The organism is Tepidimonas sp. (assembly GCF_046292505.1).
GTDB lineage: Bacteria > Pseudomonadota > Gammaproteobacteria > Burkholderiales > Burkholderiaceae_C > Tepidimonas.
The window spans coordinates 237352-254321 of the sequence record NZ_JBKBQX010000001.1; the positions used below are offsets into that span (position 1 = coordinate 237352).

The window sequence follows — 16970 nt, forward strand, 5'->3', positions numbered from 1 at the left end:
GCCCCTTCTCACTCGATCACGTCACCGCGGGTGACATAGCGGGCCAGCGCGACGGTCGAGACGAACCCCAGCATGGCCACGATCAGCGCCGCCTCGAACAGCAGCTCGGTGTCGAAACGAATGTCGAGCAGGATGATGAGGGCGACCATCCCCATGTAGAGGGTGTCGAGCGCCAGGATGCGGTCGGGCAGCTCGGGCCCCCGCAGCAGGCGCCAACTGCACAACAGCACCGACAGCGCCACGACGACGATGCCGATGTTGAGCGCCCACAGGAGCAATGGACTGCTCATGCCTGCCCTCCCGTGCGCACACCGTGCGGGCTGTTGAGATCGACCTGAAAAATCCGCATCAGCGGAGCTTCGTAGCGGGCCTTCATGTCGGCCACCATCGCTTGCGGATCGTCGCAATTGAGGGCGTGGACCAGGATTTCGCGCCGCCTTTCGTCGATGGTCATGGACACGGTCCCCGGTGTGGTGGTGATGATGCTGGCGAACAGCGCATTGACGCGCGGATGGTCGGTGGCCAACGGCACGCGCAACCACGCGGGACGCGGCCGCTGCATCGACCCGAGCGTGAGGCGAGCCACCGTGACATTGGACACCACGATGTCCCACAACACCACCAGCAGCAGGCGCACCACCGTCGGCCAGTGCAGGCGACTCGCATCGCCCAGAAAGGGGGCGAGCAGGCGCGGCACGCCCCAGGCCAGCGCCAGCGCCGACAGCAGGTGCACCAGCGCCAGGCTGTGGGACAGCATCAGCCAGGTCACGCCGAGCTGCAGCGACAGCACCGGATGCGGAAACAGCACCCGCCAGCCGGTGGGCGGCGTGCCGGGGCGGGTCGGCTCACGGGGGAGGGTGCTCATGGCCGGCTCTCCTGTGCATCGATCGACGTTGCCGTGGGGCTGCTGGGCGCGGCCGGGCGGCGGCCGTCATAGGGCCGCGTGGTGGGCACGCCCACGCCGCCCTGGCGGGCCAGAACGGCGCTGGCATAGCGGGCCTTGTCGGTCAATTGCTGGGCCAAGGCGTCGGTGTAGTCCTTGATGGGCGCGGCCCAGACGGCCATGGCCACGGTCACGGCCATGAAGGCCCATGGGGCAGCCAGCAAGCGGGCGCTGGTGCCCGACGCCTGCGGCGCTGCGGCGGGCTGCACATGCCAGAACATGACGACACCGGCGCGGGCCAGCCCCAACAGCGTCAAAAAGCCCACCCCGATCAGCACGCTCCACACCCAAGGCTGCGCGGGCAGTCCCGCCGTGCTTTGCAACAGCATCACTTTGCCCAAAAACCCAGGCAGCGGTGGCAAGCCCGCCGCCGACGCCGCGCCGAACAGCATCATGACGCCGAGCAGCACGGGCTCGCGCACCGCGGGAGCGGGCTGCAGCCGGTCGTGCATGGCCCCGCGCTGCGCCGCGGCCAGTTCCACGAACAAAAACAGTCCCGCGATCACGACGGTGCTGTGCAGCAGGTAGTACATCGCCGCAGACAAGGTCTCTGGCGTGAACAGGGCCACCCCCGCAACGATCGTGCCCACCGAGGACACGGTCAGATACGCGACCAGCCGCCCCAGGGTGTGGGCCGCCAGCGCGCCCAACACCCCCAGGACACTCGTCAACAGCGCCACGGGCAGCAGCCAGGGCTGTACCGTCAGCGACGCGGCGCCCGCATCCACCCCAAAAATCACCCAATGGACGCGCACGATGCTGTAGACGCCCACCTTGGTCATGATGGCGAACAGCGCCGCCACGGGGGCGCTGGCTGCGGCATAGGTCCCCGGCAGCCAAAAGTACAGCGGCACGAGCGCCGCCTTCAGGCCGAACACCACCAGCAGGATCAGCGCGGCGGACTGCGCCAGCCGCAGCGACGCACCATCCAGCCGCGCCACGTGCAAGGCGGCATCGGCCATGTTGAGCGTGCCAGTGACCGAGTAGAACATGGACAACCCGATCAGAAACAGCGCCGATGCCGTCAAGTTGAGCACCACATAGTGCACCCCCATGCGCAAGCGCTCACGCCCCAGGCCGTGCAGCATCAGCACATAAGACGCGATCAGCAGCACCTCGAAAAAGACGAACAGGTTGAACAGGTCGCCCGTGAGGAACGCCCCACTGAGCCCCATCAGCTGGAAATGGAAAATGGCATGGAAATGCCGGCCGCGCGTGTCCCACCCCCCGCAGGCGTACCACAGCACCGGGACCGCCACCAGGTACGTCAGCAGCACCATCAGCGCCGACAAGCGGTCGAGCACCAGCACGATGCCAAACGGTGCTGGCCACTCGCCCAGCTCGTAGACGGTCAACTCTCCCCCGCTGGCCCGGTTCACCAGCGCCATGGCCAGGGCCAGCCCCAGCAGCGCCGACGCCAGGCTGAGGCGCCGCCGCCAGACCACCCGCCCGCCCTCGTGCCCGCCCCCTTGGGCGGACATCCCGGCGTGATCGCCCAACAACAACAGGGCCATCCCGGTGAAGGACGGCACCAGCACCGACAGCACCGGGGCGTGCTGACCCCAAAAACCCAGCAACGCCGCCCCCATCACGCTGCCCCTCCGTCACGCGCACCCGGCGCCGCCCCGCGGCTGCCGCCCGGCTCGGCCCCGTCCACATGGTCGCTGCCCCCCTCGTGGTGGCTGCGCAACGCCAGCTCCACGATGAAGCCGGTGGTGGCAAAGCCGATCACGATCGCTGTCAGCACCAGGGCCTGGGGCAGCGGATCCGCCACGGGCTCGTTGCCGACGAGGATCGGGTACGCGTCGATCCACAGCCGCCCCATGACGAAGATGAACACGTTGACCGCGTAGCTGATCAGCGACAGGCCAAGCACCACCGGGAAGGTCCGCCCGCGCAGCAGCAGGTAGATGCCACAGGCGGTCACCAGCCCCATGCCCGTGGCCACGAGAAACTCCATGCTCATGGGTGATGTCCTCCGTGGGGCTGGGTGGACGAAGGCGCCTCCACGCTGGCCGCCCCCAGCACCGATATGGTCAACAGCGTGGCGCCCACCACCGTCGAATACACCCCCAGGTCGAACAGGGCGGCGCTGGCCAGCGGCAGCTCACCGAGCAGGGGCACCTGCGGATGACCATGCGCACTGGTCAGGAAGGGGCGCCCGAACAGAAAGGCCCCGGCACCGGTCAGCCCCGCGATGGTCAGCCCCGAGCCGATCCAGCGCACGAACCGCCGCCCGCCCCCGGTGCGCAACAGCGCCTCGGCACGCTCCTGGCCCATCACCATGGATTGCAGCACCAGGGCCACGGCGGTCACCAACCCGGCGATGAAGCCCCCACCGGGCATGTTGTGGCCGCGCATGAAGATGTAGACCGCCACGACCATCGCCACCGGCAGCACGACCGACGCCGCCACCCGCAACAGCAGCGGATGCTGCGCGAAGGTCCAGCGCCGCCCCTGCGCATCGACGATCGGGCGGTGGGTGCGCATCCCCTCCATGAGCGCCAGCACCCCGATCGCCGCAATCGCCAGCACCGTGATCTCGCCAAAGGTGTCGTAACCGCGGAAGTCGACCAGGATCACGTTCACGACGTTGGCACCTCCCCCCATGGGCAGCGACTGCTCGAGGAAATACCACGCAATCGAGGCGTGATCGCGCGTCAGCATCACCCACGCGATCCAGGCGATCCCGGCCCCACCGGCCAGCGCCAGCGCGGCGTCGCGCAGCCGGCGATGGCTCGACGACTCACGCGGGGAATGCTGGGGCAGCAGCGCCAACCCCATCAGCAACAGTACCGTCGAGACCAGCTCCACCGACAACTGCGTCAGTGCCAGATCGGGCGCCGACAAACCCACGAACACCAGCGAGGTCACCAGACCCACCACCCCGACGAGCACCACGGCCTGAAAGCGGTGGTGGTGCGTCATCACCAGCGCCACGCAGGTGGCCGCCAGCAGCAGCCAGACCACGATGGCCAACGGATTCGCCGGCAACAGCTCGCGTCCACCGGTGCCGATGTGTTCACCCATCAGCGGGGCCGCGGCCACGACGATGGCCGCGCCCAACATCCACGCTACGTAGCGCTGCAACGAACCGTTTTCCAGCGCCACGGACACGCGCCCGGCCAGGGCGAACATCGCATCGACCGCGGACTCGAAGATCCGCCGCCCCGTCAGAGCCCCAAACCAGGCTTCGGACTGGATGCGGTGCAGGCGCCTACCCTGGGCCAGCCGGGCGTAGAACAGCCCGCCGCCCACCAACGCGACGACACTCATGAGCAGCGGCAGATTGACGCCATGCCAGATCGCGAGGTGATAGTCCGGCAACTCGCGCCCGACCATGGCCGTCGCCGCCACATGCACCAGGGGCCCGAAGGTCGCGGCCGGCAACACCCCGACCGCCAGACAGGCCACCACCAGCAGGATGACCGGCAGCTTCATGCCCAGCGGCGGCTCGTGGGGATGACGGTTGGGCACCTCGCCCAGCGGACCGTTGAAGAACGTATCGTGCACGAAGCGCAGCGAATACGCGACGCTGCAGATGCCCGCGATCGTCACCGCCACCGGCAGCCACACCCCCGCCGCACCGGCGCCTGCCACGGCTTCGGCAAAGAACATCTCTTTGGACAAAAAGCCGTTGGTCAGCGGCACCCCGGCCATGGAGGCCGCCGCGACCAGGGACAGTGTCGCGGTCCAGGGCATGAACGCCCACAGCCCGCCCAACTGCCGCATGTCGCGCGACTGCGTCTCGTGGTCCACGATGCCGGCCACCATGAACAGCGACGCCTTGAACGTGGCGTGGTTGAGGACGTGAAACACCGCGGCGACGGCGGCCAGGGGCGAGCCCAGACCGACCAGACAGGTCACCAGCCCCAGGTGGCTGACCGTGGAGTAGGCGAGCAACCCCTTGAGATCGTGCTTGAAGATCGCGATGAAGGCGGCAAACACCAAGGTCGCCAACCCCACCGCGGTGACGATGCCCTCGAACCACCCCGAGCCGCCGAGCACCGGATACATGCGCATGAGCAGGAACACGCCAGCCTTGACCATCGTGGCCGAGTGCAGGTAAGCCGACACCGGCGTCGGCGCGGCCATGGCATCGGGCAGCCAGAAATGGAACGGAAACTGCGCGCTCTTGGTGAACGCCCCGAGCAGGATCAACAGCAGCGCCGGCACGAACAGCGGGTCGGCCTGAATCTCGACGGCGCGGCCGGTCATTTCGCTCAGCTCGAAGGTGCCGGCGATCCAGCCCAGCATCACCAAACCCGCCAGCATCGCCAGCCCGCCGCCACCGGTCACGGCCAGGGCCTGGCGGGCGCCGCTGCGTGCCTCGGGCCGGTGGCTCCAGTACCCCACCAACAGAAAGGACGAGACACTGGTCAGCTCCCAAAAGACGACCAGCAGCAGCAGGTTATCCGACAGCACCACGCCCAGCATCGCGGCCATGAAGAGCATCATCACCGCGTAAAACTTGGCCGCCGAATCCTCGGGAGCCAGGTAGTAGCTCGCGTACAGAATGATCAACAGCCCGATGACCGTGATCAGGCCCGCGAACAGGAACGACAGGCCATCGAGCCGCAAGCCGATGTTCAGCCCGATGTCATTCACCCAGGGGTGGAACTCGTACACCCCCGCACCGCTCCAAACGGCCGGCGCGTGCAGGGCCAGCAAGGCCAGACTGCAGGCGGTTACGGCCGCGGCGCCCATCGCCGTCCAGCGGCGCGAGCGGCCGCCCAGCCACCCTGTCAAAGTGGTGCCCACGAGCAAGGGCAGTAAGACGATCAACAGCAGCACGGCAATCGTTTTGGCATGGGACAGGCGCGCGCGGCGCCCGATCCGCCGCAGGGCGGGGCGGTTCGAAAACCACCTATTGTAGGGAAGCGCGCAGGCGCCTTTTCGGCGTCGCGATCAGTCGCGGCCGGGGGGCCGCGGCGCGGGTGCCGCGAGCCCCGCATCACCGCCGACCACCGGGGCGCGCGCGGCGTCGGCCTCCTGCCCGGCTTCGCGTACCGCGGCGCGGGCCAGCAGGTTGGAGGCGACGGGCAGCGTCGCCAGCAAAAAGCCGATGATCAGCAGCAGGCGCCAGGTCCACGAGGCCTCCGCCACCGCGAGCGCCGCGCCCCCGCACACCAGTGCCACCGCCAGCGTGCCCGCCTTGGTCGCGGCGTGCTGGCGCGACAAGGCATCGGGCAAGGCGACAACGCCCCAGGCGGCGATCACCAGCAAGGCCGCCCCGCCCCCCAGCAGCCACGCCCCAAACCCGCTCATCGCTCCTCCCCGCCCTGATCCACGACCCGGGCCCAACCCACCGTGGCCACGAAGCCGACGAGCGCCAGCCCGATCGCCACGTCCAGAAATACCGTGCGCGCCGTGGCCAGCGCCGCCGCCATGCACAAAGCGACCGCCGCCGCCAGGAAAATGTCCAGCGCCACGATCCGGTCCGCATGGCGCGGCCCGCGCAGCATGCGCCACGTGGCCAGCGCAATCGCCAGCCATGCCGCCCCGATCATCCACCACAGCATCGGGCTCATGCCGTTCTCCCCGCAGTATTCATCGTGGGGCCGAACAGTGCCACCAGCCCGGGCTCGAAGTCCCGGCGGATACCCTGCACGACCGCCTCGGTGTCGGACGCATCCAGCACATGCAGCAGCAGCTCGCAGCGCTCCAAGTCGATGTCGATGGTGGTCGTGCCGGGGGTGAGCGTCACCATGCAGCCCAACAAGGCCGCACCCTGCGCGCTCATGGGCGCAAAGCGCACCCGCAAGAACGCCGCGGGCGGCGGCCGGCGGTCGCCCAGACTGGCGCGGGCGATCACCGCCACCGTCTGCACACCGGAGACCACCACCGCCTTCAAGAACCGCACGACCAGCACCGCAGCCGCCCATGCGCGTCGCACCCAGCGCCCCATGTCAGCGCCCCCCCAACGTCTCGGCCGCCGCCAGACTGTAGGCCAGCAAATGCTCGGGCTGCAGCCCGATGGCCAGTGTGATCAACGCCAGCCCCCCGGTCACCGCCCACGCGGGTGCCAGCCGGGCGTCGGCGGGCGGGGTCCAGTCCGAGCGGGGATGCGCCTTCCAGAACGCTTCCATCCAGATCTTCATCATCGAATACAGGGTCAGCACGCTCACCAGCAGCGCCACCCCGGTCCAGACGATGCGCCCTTGCTGCAAGGCCTCCTGCAGCACCCACAGCTTGGCCCAGAAGCCGGACAGCGGCGGAATACCCACCAGTGACAGCGCCGGCACCAGAAACAACACCCCCAGCAAGGGACGGGCGCGATAGAGCCCGCCGATCCGGCGCAGGTCGTAGCTGCCGGTCAGGCGCCAGACCATGGCCACGATCAGGAACAGATTGGCCTTCACCACGATGTGGTGCAGGGTATAGAACAGCGTCGCCGCATCCCCGGCGGAGCTGGCCAGGGCCACCCCGAGCAGGATGTAGCCGATCTGGCTGACGATGTGAAACGCCAGGATGCGGCGCATGTCCCAGTGGTAGGCCGCCCCCAGCACCCCGAACAGCATGGTCGCGGCGGCCACCCAGCCCAGCGCCTCGAACAGCACGTCGGGCGTGGTGACGAACACATCCCGCAGGGCGCGCAGCACCGCATACACCCCCACCTTGGTGAGCAACCCCGCAAACAGCGCCAGCACCGGCGCCGGCAGCGTGTGGTACGACGCCGGCAGCCACGCAAACAAGGGGAACGCCCCCGCCTTGACCAAAAAGGCCAGCAGCAGCCCGGTGACGGCCAATGTCGATACCCACGGCGCCACATGGGGCCAGGCGTGCGCGATGGCACCGTAGTTGAGGTGGCCGCTGACCGCATACACCATGCCGACGGCCATCAACAGCAACAGTGTGCCCATCAGATTCAACACGAAGTACTTGAAGGTTGCATCCAACTGGTCCGCGCGCCCGCCGATGGCAAACAGCCCCAGCGCACAGATCAGCATCACCTCGAACCACACATACAGATTGAACAGATCGGCCGTGGCGAACGCCCCGCCGACACCGACCAGCACCCCGTGCAGCAGCGGCAGCATGAGCGGGTGGGACGGCCGCGTGTCCGCATCGCTGGCCAGAAATGCCAGCGCCGCCACCCCCATGACTGCGGTGATCAACACCAAGGCCGCGCTCAGGCGGTCCACCAAAAATTCAATGCCGAACGGCACCCCCCAACCGCCGAAGACGGCCTGCGCCGGACGGTCCGCCGCCGCCTGCACGACCAGCGCCAGCGCGCAGCCCAGCAACGACCACCCCCCCACGTGGCCCAGCCACCGTTGCAGGCGTGGACGCCCCATGGTCAAAGTGGTCGCGACCACCGTGGCCAGCGGCACCAACACCGGGGAGACGGCCAGCGCGCTCATGCGCGGCCCCCCGGCGCTCGGTCGTCCCGGGGCGGCCACACCGGATCGTGCGCGGCCTCGGCAACGGGGGGCTTGACCCCATCGGTCGGCACGGGCTCGGCCAGACGCAGCGCCAGGGCATCGTCGGTGCGCACGCGCTGGATCAGGCGCAGTACCAGCGCGAGCGAAAAGCACACCAGCGCAAAGCCGATCACGATGGCCGTCAGCACCAGCGCCTGCGGCAGCGGATTGGCCGCGTCGCGCAGCACGGTCTCCCCCGGCACGACGACCGCGGGAGCGGACGACCCCAGCCGCCCCGCGGCAAACAGCGCCAGATTGATCGCGCTGCCCACGATCGCCAGCCCCATCACCGCGCGAAAGACGTCGCGGGACAGCGCCAGGTACGCCCCGGCCGCAACCGTCACCCCCACCGTCATGGCCAACACCCAGATCATGGCTCACCCCCCGCTGCGGTCCCGCTCGCCTCGCCCAGCGCAAGCAGCGCCAGCGCATAGCCGGCCAGCGCCCCCCACACGCACAAGTAGACCCCCAGGTCGAACAACAGCACGGTGGACACCGGCAGCGCCGCATCCCCCACGGACAGTGCCCCCCACCAATGCGTCAAATAGGCCTGCCCCTGCCACCAGGCGGGCACGCCCGACAGCCCCGCCAGGGCCACGCCGGCCGCCGCCAGCCGCAGCGGCGAGCCCAAGGGCAGGCGACGGCGGGCCGCCTCGCTGCCGCGCGCCACCGCCCACAGCACCGACGCCGACGCCGCCACCAGCCCACCGATGAAGCCACCACCCGGCTCGTTGTGGCCGCGCAGCAGTACCCACAGCGACGCCAGCACGATCACGACGTATAGGGGGCCGGAGACGACCTCGAGGATGACCGAGCGGGTTTTCATGGCGCCACCCCTCCGCGGGCTGAGTCGGTCGTCTGCTGGCGCACCGCGCCGGGCTGCTCGCCGATGGCGCGCAACAGCGGCCACGCGGCCAGCAGCGACAGCATCACGACCGAGATTTCTCCCAAGGTATCCAGCGCACGGAAGTCCACCAAAATCACGTTGACGACATTGCGCCCCTGCGCATCCGGTACGCTGCGCTGCGCAAAAAACTGCGACAGGCTGGCATCGAACGGAACGGCCACGCTGACCAGCAACCACAGCGCCACCACCGCCCCAAAGCCCACCGCCACCACGGCGCGCAACGCGCTCGGCTGCGGCGCATCCAGCGCGTGGCCAAAGCCGCGACGGCGCAGCTTCATGAGCACCGAAGCCACGACGATCACGAAGACGGACTCCACCACGAACTGCGTGAACGCCACATCGGGCGCACCGGCGAACAAAAACGCGACGCCGCTGCCAAAGCCCACCAAACCCGCCGCCAACAGCAGCACCAGCCGGTCATGCTGGAACAGGGCCAGCACGGCACCCAAGGCAATCAACGCGCACGCGCCGCCGAAGCCCCAACCCGGTGGGGTCCAGGCCGGCCACGCCCAGGCCACCCCACCCCCCACCAGCACGGCAGCCAGGGCGGCCGTCAACACCGCGAGCATGACCACGCCGTAGCCGGGCAGGCGCCCATGCTGGAGCCAGCGGGTCGCAGCAGCCGCCGCGGCGGGGATGGCCTGCAGGCCACGCTCGTAATGGGACGCCATGCCGATGGGCCCGATGCGCAGCGCCACGCGCTCGAACAGGCGGTGCAGCGGATCCCAGAAAAAGAACACCGTCAAGCCGATCGCCAGCGTCACCGCCAAGGACAGCAGCGAGGGCCCGATCTCCAGCGCCAGCGCGACCACGACCGCTTCCGTCCCCGGCGTCATGGCCACCGAGGCCGCGGCGATCAAATCCTGCACCACGTAGGGAAACACCCCCAGGACGACGCCCAGGCCGGCCAAGGCCAGCGGCGGCAGGACCAGCGCCCAGCCCCCTTCGTGGGCCTCGGGCGTCTCGTTGCTACCGGGGTGGCGCCAAAACACCCGGATCGCGGCCACCGCCGCCACCGCTACGGCGATGGCGCCAAACACGGTGTTGGCCGCCCGCGCGAACGCGAACACCTCATCCCCTCCCTTGGCAGCCAGGATCACGTCCTTGGCGATGTAGCCAAACGACATGGGCATGCCCGCCATGGACGCCCCCGCCAGCAGCGCGGCAGCGGCCGTCCAGGGCATGGCATGGCGCAAATTGCCCAGCCGGTCGATGACCCGCGTGCCCGTGCCATGGTCGATGTTGCCCGCCACAAAGAACAGGGGGGCCTTGTACAGCGCGTGCGCCAGCAGCAGCGCTCCCACGGCGACCGTGGCCCCCTCGCCGCGCAGGCCCACCAGCGCCACCAGCGTGCCCAGCGTCGCCACGGTGGACCAGGCCAGGATGCGCTTGAGGTCACGCTCCCGCAGCGCAAGCACCATGCCCCATGCCGCGGTGAGCGATCCGGCCGCCTTCAGCGCCCACTCCCACAACGCCCATTCGCCAAACCCGGGATCGAAGCGGGCCAGCAAATACACCCCCAGCTTGACCATGGTGGCCGAATGCAGGTACGCCGACACCGGCGTCGGGGCCGACATCGCATTCGGCAGCCAGAAATGGAATGGAAACTGCGCGCTCTTGGTGAACGCGCCGACCAACATCAACACCAGCGCTGCGGTCAGAACCGGCGATGCGGGCATCTGGGGCAGTTGCGCGACGATGGTGCTGATGCTCGTGCTGTCCATCGCCTGGCCGAGCAGGACGAAGCCCGCTAGCAGCGCCAGACCGCCGGTTCCCGTCACCAGCAAGGCCTGCTGCGCCGACTTGCGGCTGGCGGCGTCCTCATGGTGGAAGCCGACCAGCAGAAACGACACCAAGCTGGTCAGCTCCCAAAAGACGAACAGCGTGATCAGATTGTCCGCCGTCACACAGCCGATCATCGCCGCCATGAACAAGGACAGCAACCCATACAGCCGCCCTTGTTGGGGGTGACCGGCCAAGTAGCCACCGGCATAGACGAACACGGCCGTCCCCACGCCCGTGATCATCAGCAGCATCAGCGCCGACAGCCCGTCGATGTAGAAGGCCAGCTCGATTCCCGCGCTCGGCACCCAGGCCCAGCGGGCCTGGATCGGCAAATCGTAGTGGCTCAGCAGTACCAGCACCCAGGCCAGCGCCGCCACCGGCAGCAGAGTGAACGCCACCCGCGCGGCGAGTCCGAGTCCGGCGTCCGGTGCAGGCGGGATGTGATGGGCGTGGGCCATGGTCGGTGGGGGGCTGTCGATCCGCCAGGCCCCGCCTCCTCAAGGATCCTGCGCGGTGCCGTGCTTGAACGACGGATTCCGCACCGGCGGGAGAGTTCCCGCGGGCGGGGCCAGCCCGCGTGCCCGCACGGTCGGCCCCGCCCTGCCCTGCGCCCGCGCCACCATCCGACTCACGGGCGCGGCTCCCGGGGATGGTTGACCGGCGTCAAGGCGCGGCCCTCGGTCAAGTAGGCGATCAGATTGTCCACCGCCAAATCGACCATCGCCCGGCGCGTGCGCACGGTGGCGCTGGCGATGTGGGGCGTGAGCACCACGTTCGGCACCTCCAGCAGCCCCGGGTGGACCGCCGGCTCGCCCTCGAACACGTCCAAACCTGCGGCGGCAATGCGCCGCTCGCGCAGGGCTTGGGCCAGCGCGGCATCGTCCACGATGCCGCCGCGCGCCAGGTTGACCAGCACGGCAGTCGGCTTCATGCGCGCCAATTCCGCCGCGCCGATGATGTGGTGGCTTTGCGGCGTATAGGGCAGCACCAGGACCAAATGGTCCGACTCGCGCAGCAGCGTGTCCTTGTCCACCCAGGTCGCGCGGCAGCCGGCCTCGATGGCCGCATCGAGCCGGCTGCGGTTGTGGTACAGCACCCGCATGCCAAAGCCATGCGCGCCGCGCCGGGCGATCGCCTGGCCGATGCGGCCCATGCCCAGGATGCCCAGCGTGGTGCCATGCACCTCGGCCCCGGCGAACAGGTCGTAGGACCAGCGCGTCCAGCGGCCGGCACGCAGGTAGTGTTCGCTCTCGGTCACCCGGCGCGCCGCCGCCAGCAACAGCGCAAAACCAAAATCGGCGGTCGTTTCGGTCAGCACGTCCGGGGTGTTGGTGCCGACCACGCCGTGGGCGTCCATGGCGGCGATGTCGAAGTTGTTGTAGCCCACCGTCATGTTGGCGGCGATGCGCAGCGCGGGGCAGGCACGCAGGAGCGCGTCGTCGATGCGCTGCGTGCCGGTCAGCAAAGCCCCGGCCTTGCCCTGCAGACGGCGAATCAGCTCTTCGGCGGACCAATCTTCATCGGCCTCGTTGGCTTCGACATCGAAATGCGCGCGCAGGCGCTGCACCGCTTCGGGGAACACGGCACGCGCCACCAGGACCGACGGCCGAGGGACTGCGGAATCATGCATGGGCCACTCCAAGGTGCAAACGGGTCATTCCAGCCAGGTCACGAAGCGCTCGATCGGCTCGCGCGGGGTGACGAAGCGGTTGACCGTCGCCTCGGGGTCGGCGTAGCCGAGCGACAAGCCGCAGACCAGCATCTCCTGCTCGGACGCACCAATGTGCGGCAGGATGATGCGAGCGTAGTGGTTCCACGCCGCCTGGGGGCAGGTGTCCAGACCGTGGGCGCGCGCGGCCACCATCAGGTTTTGCAAAAACATGCCCGTATCCAGCAGCGAGCCGCGCCCCATCACCGTGTCGATGGTCACCATCAACCCGACCGGCGCATCAAAGAAGCGGAAGTTGCGCTGGTGCTGGGCGTGCATCTTGTCTTTGTCGCCCTTGCCAATACCGAGCAACCCGTACAGGCCCCAGCCGTTCTCGCGCCGGCGGTCGATGTAGGGACTCACCCACTGGCTGGGGTAGTAGTCGTACGCCTCCTGATACTCCGCCGCCAGCGCCGGGTTGGCGCGGATGGCGTCGTGGGCAGCGCACACTTTGTCCACCAGCGCGTCGCGCGCGCGTCCCTGCAGAACGTACACCTTCCAGGGCTGGGTGTTGGTGCCCGACGGCGCGCGCGCCGCCACCCGCAACAGCCGCTCGATCAGGGACCGGGGCACCGGTCGCGGCAAAAAGGCGCGCACCGAGCGGCGACCGACAATGGCCGCTTCGACCTGCGCCGGATCCACCGGCTGGGCCCAGGCGCGCAGCGGATCCAGATCCGCCTCGGCGCCGGCGATGGGCTCGGGTGCGTTCATGACAGGGCCTCCAGGGTGCGTTGCAGGGCAGCGGGCAGCGCGGCGACCGGCCGCCGGCTGTCGCGATCGACATAGACGTGCACGAAATGGCCGCGCGCGGCGCAGGCCGGCGCCCCCGCGGCGAAGATGCCCACCTCGTAGCGCACGCTCGAGCGGCCGATGTGGGCGACGCGCAAACCGGCCTCGACCGGCTGCGGAAACGCCAGCGGCGCAAAGTAGTGGCACTGCGTCTCGACCACCAGGCCGATGACATCGCCGCGGTGAATGTCCAGCGCGCCCTGCTCGATCAGGTGGCCGTTGACGGCGGTATCGAACCAACTGTAGTACACGACGTTGTTGACATGGCCATAGATGTCGTTGTCCATCCAACGCGTGCCGATGGGGCGAAAGACGCGAAAGTGCGTTCTGGGCAAGGGCTGCGGGCGCTGAGGCGCGGGCGCGGCGGGGCTCACGGCGGCGGTCTCCTCGATGGTGGTGCCGTCGATTCTGCCACCGCCCGCCAGCGTCGCCAGTACGACAGCGCCACCGCATAGGTGGTGCGCTGCACGCGCACCGTGGTGGCGATATCGCGGCCATAGCCGCCCGCCATGGTCATGGCCACGGGCAGGCGCCGCTGCCACGCCCAGTCGAACACGCGCCGATCGCGCGCCTCCATGCCATCGTCGGACAGGCGCAGCCGCCCCAGGCGGTCGCCCTCGTGGGGGTCCGCGCCCGCCAGGTAGATCACGAAGTCCGGCTCGAAGCGCCGCTCCAGCTCGCCCAGCGCCCACTCCAGCGCCTGCAGGTACTCGGCGTCGCCGCAGCCGTCGGGCAACTCCACGTCGCAGTCGCTCGGCTCCTTGCGGAAGGGAAAGTTGCGCGCTCCGTGCAGCGACAATGTGAACACCGACGGGTCGTCCCGAAAGATGCTGGCCGTCCCATTGCCCTGGTGGACATCGAGGTCCACGATCGCCACCCGCAAGGGCCGGGCGCGCGCCCCCGCCCCGCGCCGGCCCCATTCGGCCTGCATCAGGCGGGCCGCCACCGCGGCATCGTTGAAGACGCAAAACCCACCTCCCTTGTGGGCGTAGGCGTGGTGGGTGCCCCCCGCGATGTTGGCGGCCACGCCCTCGCCCGCCAGCGCGACCCGGCTGGCTTGGATGGTCGCGCCCACCGAGCGGCGCGCCCGCTCGGCCATCGCGGGGCTCCAGGGAAAGCCGATCTCCCGCTGCAGCGCCGGGGCAAGCGTCCCGTGGGTGATGGCGTCGATATAGGCCGGTGTGTGGACCAGCGCCAGCTCGCCGTCGCTGGCCGGCTCGGCCTGCTGCCAGCGAATGTCTGGCTCGCTGGCCAGGGCGTCGCGCAACAGGGCATACTTGGCCATCGGGAATCGGTGGCCCGAGGGCAGCGGCAGCACGAATTGGGTCGCGTAAAACACCTGCATGGCGCGCAGTGTGCCAGCGCGGCGCCGCGCCCGCTGGCTGGTGCCAGATGCCCCGCATGTGCCGTCCTGATGCCCTCCGCCCCACGGCGCACGCGACACAAATGTTGCAGTGCAGCACGACTTGCAAAATTCAACGACACCCGTATAATGGAGGCGCATGCTGCAGCGCAGCAATTTTTCACCCGTCACGACCAGCGGAGGACGACAGACATGCTGACCCCTGAACAACTGGCCGCCGCCCACAAGGCCAACATCGAAATGCTGTTCGGCCTCACCCGCAAGGCCTTCGAAGGCGTGGAAAAGCTGGTCGAACTCAACCTGCAGGCCACCAAGGCAGCGCTGCGCGACTCCGCGGACAACACCCAGGCCCTGCTGTCGGTCAAGGACGCGCAGGAGCTGCTGCAACGCCAAGCCGCGCTGCTGCAGCCGCTGGCCGAAAAGGCCGTCAACTACAGCCGCCAGCTCTACGACATTGCGGCCACGACGGGCAGCGCCTTCGCCCAGGCCGCCGAGCAAAACGCGGCCGACGTCCAACACAAGGCCATGGCCGTGATGGACAACGTCGCCAAGAACGCGCCCGCCGGCACCGAAGCCGCGGTGGAGGCCATGCGCAATGCCGTCAATGCCGCCACTTCGGCCATGGAAACCGTCCAACAAGCCGTCAAGCAAGCGGCGGAGCTGGCCGAAGCCAACTTCCACCAAATGGTGACCCAAGCGCAGCAAAACCTGCCTTCCGCAGCCGCCCAGGCGCCCAAAACCGCCGCCCGGACACGCCGCAGCGCGGGTTGAAGGACAGCCCCTTTCGCTTCGAGTTGTCTCCTCGGGTCTCTTCGAAATCAGATTCAGGAACCCTTACCAGCCCCGCCCCGGCGGGGCTTTTTTTCGGCGGGCGGTGTTCATCGTGCGGCCTGCGGGCCCGCCAGCAGCGGCCGACGCAGGGCCAACAGTTGCTCGCGCAGGCGCGGCAATCCCGCCTGCATGGCGGCGCGACCCGCCGCGATACTGCGTTGGCGTGACGCAAAGTCGGCGCTGCCGATGCCGTCCAGCCGGGGACGGATCACGACATCCGCGCTGCCGAGCACATGGCGGTTGATCGTCTGGCCCATGATCGTGAAGGTTTGCAGCAGCACCCGCACCGGGTCGGTCTGGATCAGCGGCTCGGCGGGGCTGGAGATGTCCACCGCAATCACCAGTTCGGCGCCCATCTCGCGCGCCTGCTCGACCGGCACCGGCGCCACCAGGCCGCCATCCACATACGTTCGCCCCGAGATCGGCACCGGCGAAAACACCCCCGGCACCGCGCTGGACGCCCGCACCGCAGTCCCCGTGTCCCCGCGGCGGAACAGCACCGGCTGCCCGGTGGCCAGATCGGTGGCCAGAATGCCCAGCGGCAAGGGCATGGCCTCGATCAGCCGGCCCTGGACCATGCGGTTGACATAGCGCGCCAGCGCCTCGCCGCGCAACAGCCCGCGGTTGAAGATCGGAACGGTCCAGTCCGCAATCGTCGCTTCTTCCATCTCCAGCGCCGCGCGCTCCAGCGCCGCACCCGACAGACCGTGGGCATACAGCGCCGCCACCAGACTGCCGGCGGATGTGCCGACCACCAGATCGGGGCGCACGCCCTCGCGCTCCAACACCTGGATGACGCCGATGTGGGCAAAGCCGCGCGCCGCCCCGCCGCCCAAGGCCAACCCGACGCGGGGTGGCCGCGTCGGCGGCGGCGTGGGTGGAGCAGGCGGCGCAGCCGGGGGGGCCGCGGGGGCATCCGGCTCGCGGGGTGGCACGGCGCATCCCGCGAGGGCCCACGCGGCCAGCGCCGCCGCCCCGCCGCCCAGCCATCGGCGGCGGACGAGGTCGGGCGGTTGGATCGGAGTTTGGCTAGGGCTTAGACGATCAAACATAACGATAATGATTCTCGTTTGTGATAATATAAATCCCGTGACACATCCCTCCACCCACACCTCACTCGCCACACCGATCGCCGTCTGAACAAGGAGTCCTCCCCATGTCGAACCTTCCATCGTCGTTGCGTCGCCGTGTCATGCAAGGGGCTTTGACGCTCCTGTCGC

At 69.1% G+C, this 16970-nt stretch carries 18 protein-coding genes; 1 reads left to right on the forward strand and 17 read right to left on the reverse strand.

Translation table 11 applies throughout. From position 1 onward, the window contains the following. Window positions 1-8: 8 nt before the first annotated feature. From ACK4TH_RS01025 to ACK4TH_RS01100, 16 genes are all read right to left on the reverse strand, one after another. Window positions 9-290, reverse strand: coding sequence for a K+/H+ antiporter subunit F (locus tag ACK4TH_RS01025; protein ID WP_082955332.1), 282 nt, complete (start codon window positions 288-290; stop codon window positions 9-11). Continuing rightward, a complete protein-coding gene (locus ACK4TH_RS01030) occupies window positions 287-865 on the reverse strand; it encodes a Na+/H+ antiporter subunit E (protein ID WP_409621382.1) in 579 nt (192 codons plus the stop codon). Before ACK4TH_RS01030 ends, ACK4TH_RS01025 begins: the two co-directional genes overlap by 4 nt. Beyond that, complete coding sequence (locus tag ACK4TH_RS01035; protein WP_409621385.1) at window positions 862-2532, reverse strand: monovalent cation/H+ antiporter subunit D; 1671 nt, start codon at window positions 2530-2532, stop codon at window positions 862-864. The genes ACK4TH_RS01030 and ACK4TH_RS01035 overlap by 4 nt, the downstream gene beginning before the upstream one ends. Continuing rightward, window positions 2532-2903: a Na+/H+ antiporter subunit C gene (locus ACK4TH_RS01040; RefSeq protein ID WP_409621654.1), complete on the reverse strand. Its 372-nt coding sequence runs from the start codon at window positions 2901-2903 to the stop codon at window positions 2532-2534. The genes ACK4TH_RS01035 and ACK4TH_RS01040 overlap by 1 nt, the downstream gene beginning before the upstream one ends. A gap of 2 nt (window positions 2904-2905) precedes the next feature. Further along, window positions 2906-5737 (reverse strand): monovalent cation/H+ antiporter subunit A, encoded by a 2832-nt coding sequence (locus tag ACK4TH_RS01045; RefSeq protein WP_409621388.1) that lies wholly within the window; start codon window positions 5735-5737, stop codon window positions 2906-2908. 114 nt (window positions 5738-5851) lie between these two features. Next, complete coding sequence (locus tag ACK4TH_RS01050) at window positions 5852-6211, reverse strand: cation:proton antiporter (RefSeq protein ID WP_409621391.1); 360 nt, start codon at window positions 6209-6211, stop codon at window positions 5852-5854. Continuing rightward, window positions 6208-6474: a monovalent cation/H+ antiporter complex subunit F gene (locus tag ACK4TH_RS01055; RefSeq protein WP_409621394.1), complete on the reverse strand. Its 267-nt coding sequence runs from the start codon at window positions 6472-6474 to the stop codon at window positions 6208-6210. Before ACK4TH_RS01055 ends, ACK4TH_RS01050 begins: the two co-directional genes overlap by 4 nt. Then, window positions 6471-6851: a Na+/H+ antiporter subunit E gene (locus tag ACK4TH_RS01060; RefSeq protein ID WP_409621397.1), complete on the reverse strand. Its 381-nt coding sequence runs from the start codon at window positions 6849-6851 to the stop codon at window positions 6471-6473. The genes ACK4TH_RS01055 and ACK4TH_RS01060 overlap by 4 nt, the downstream gene beginning before the upstream one ends. A gap of 1 nt (window position 6852) precedes the next feature. Next, window positions 6853-8307 carry a proton-conducting transporter membrane subunit gene (locus tag ACK4TH_RS01065; RefSeq protein ID WP_409621400.1) on the reverse strand — a complete coding sequence of 485 codons (1455 nt, stop codon included), beginning with the start codon at window positions 8305-8307 and terminating at the stop codon, window positions 6853-6855. After that, the gene (locus ACK4TH_RS01070; RefSeq protein WP_409621403.1) at window positions 8304-8741 is read right to left on the reverse strand and encodes an NADH-quinone oxidoreductase subunit K; all 438 of its coding nucleotides are present in this window, start codon (window positions 8739-8741) and stop codon (window positions 8304-8306) included. The genes ACK4TH_RS01065 and ACK4TH_RS01070 overlap by 4 nt, the downstream gene beginning before the upstream one ends. Then, entirely contained in the window at window positions 8738-9193 is a 456-nt protein-coding gene (locus ACK4TH_RS01075) for an MnhB domain-containing protein (protein ID WP_409621406.1), read from the reverse strand. Before ACK4TH_RS01075 ends, ACK4TH_RS01070 begins: the two co-directional genes overlap by 4 nt. Further along, complete coding sequence (mbhE, locus tag ACK4TH_RS01080; RefSeq protein WP_409621409.1) at window positions 9190-11517, reverse strand: hydrogen gas-evolving membrane-bound hydrogenase subunit E; 2328 nt, start codon at window positions 11515-11517, stop codon at window positions 9190-9192. Before mbhE ends, ACK4TH_RS01075 begins: the two co-directional genes overlap by 4 nt. Before the next feature lie 170 nt (window positions 11518-11687). Beyond that, complete coding sequence (locus ACK4TH_RS01085) at window positions 11688-12689, reverse strand: 2-hydroxyacid dehydrogenase (protein ID WP_409621412.1); 1002 nt, start codon at window positions 12687-12689, stop codon at window positions 11688-11690. 24 nt (window positions 12690-12713) lie between these two features. Further along, on the reverse strand, window positions 12714-13478 hold the full coding sequence (locus ACK4TH_RS01090) for a nitroreductase (protein ID WP_409621415.1): 765 nt from the start codon (window positions 13476-13478) through the stop codon (window positions 12714-12716). Continuing rightward, window positions 13475-13930, reverse strand: coding sequence for an acyl-CoA thioesterase (locus tag ACK4TH_RS01095; protein WP_409621418.1), 456 nt, complete (start codon window positions 13928-13930; stop codon window positions 13475-13477). The genes ACK4TH_RS01090 and ACK4TH_RS01095 overlap by 4 nt, the downstream gene beginning before the upstream one ends. Further along, window positions 13927-14901 (reverse strand): histone deacetylase, encoded by a 975-nt coding sequence (locus ACK4TH_RS01100; RefSeq protein ID WP_409621421.1) that lies wholly within the window; start codon window positions 14899-14901, stop codon window positions 13927-13929. Before ACK4TH_RS01100 ends, ACK4TH_RS01095 begins: the two co-directional genes overlap by 4 nt. Before the next feature lie 210 nt (window positions 14902-15111). Here ACK4TH_RS01100 and phaP point away from each other — a divergent pair, with 210 nt between their 5' ends. Continuing rightward, window positions 15112-15690 (forward strand): TIGR01841 family phasin, encoded by a 579-nt coding sequence (gene phaP / locus ACK4TH_RS01105; RefSeq protein ID WP_409621423.1) that lies wholly within the window; start codon window positions 15112-15114, stop codon window positions 15688-15690. A gap of 107 nt (window positions 15691-15797) precedes the next feature. On the opposite strand, the gene ACK4TH_RS01110 is transcribed toward phaP, so the two are convergent. Beyond that, entirely contained in the window at window positions 15798-16802 is a 1005-nt protein-coding gene (locus ACK4TH_RS01110; RefSeq protein WP_409621427.1) for a patatin-like phospholipase family protein, read from the reverse strand. Window positions 16803-16970: the final 168 nt, after the last annotated feature.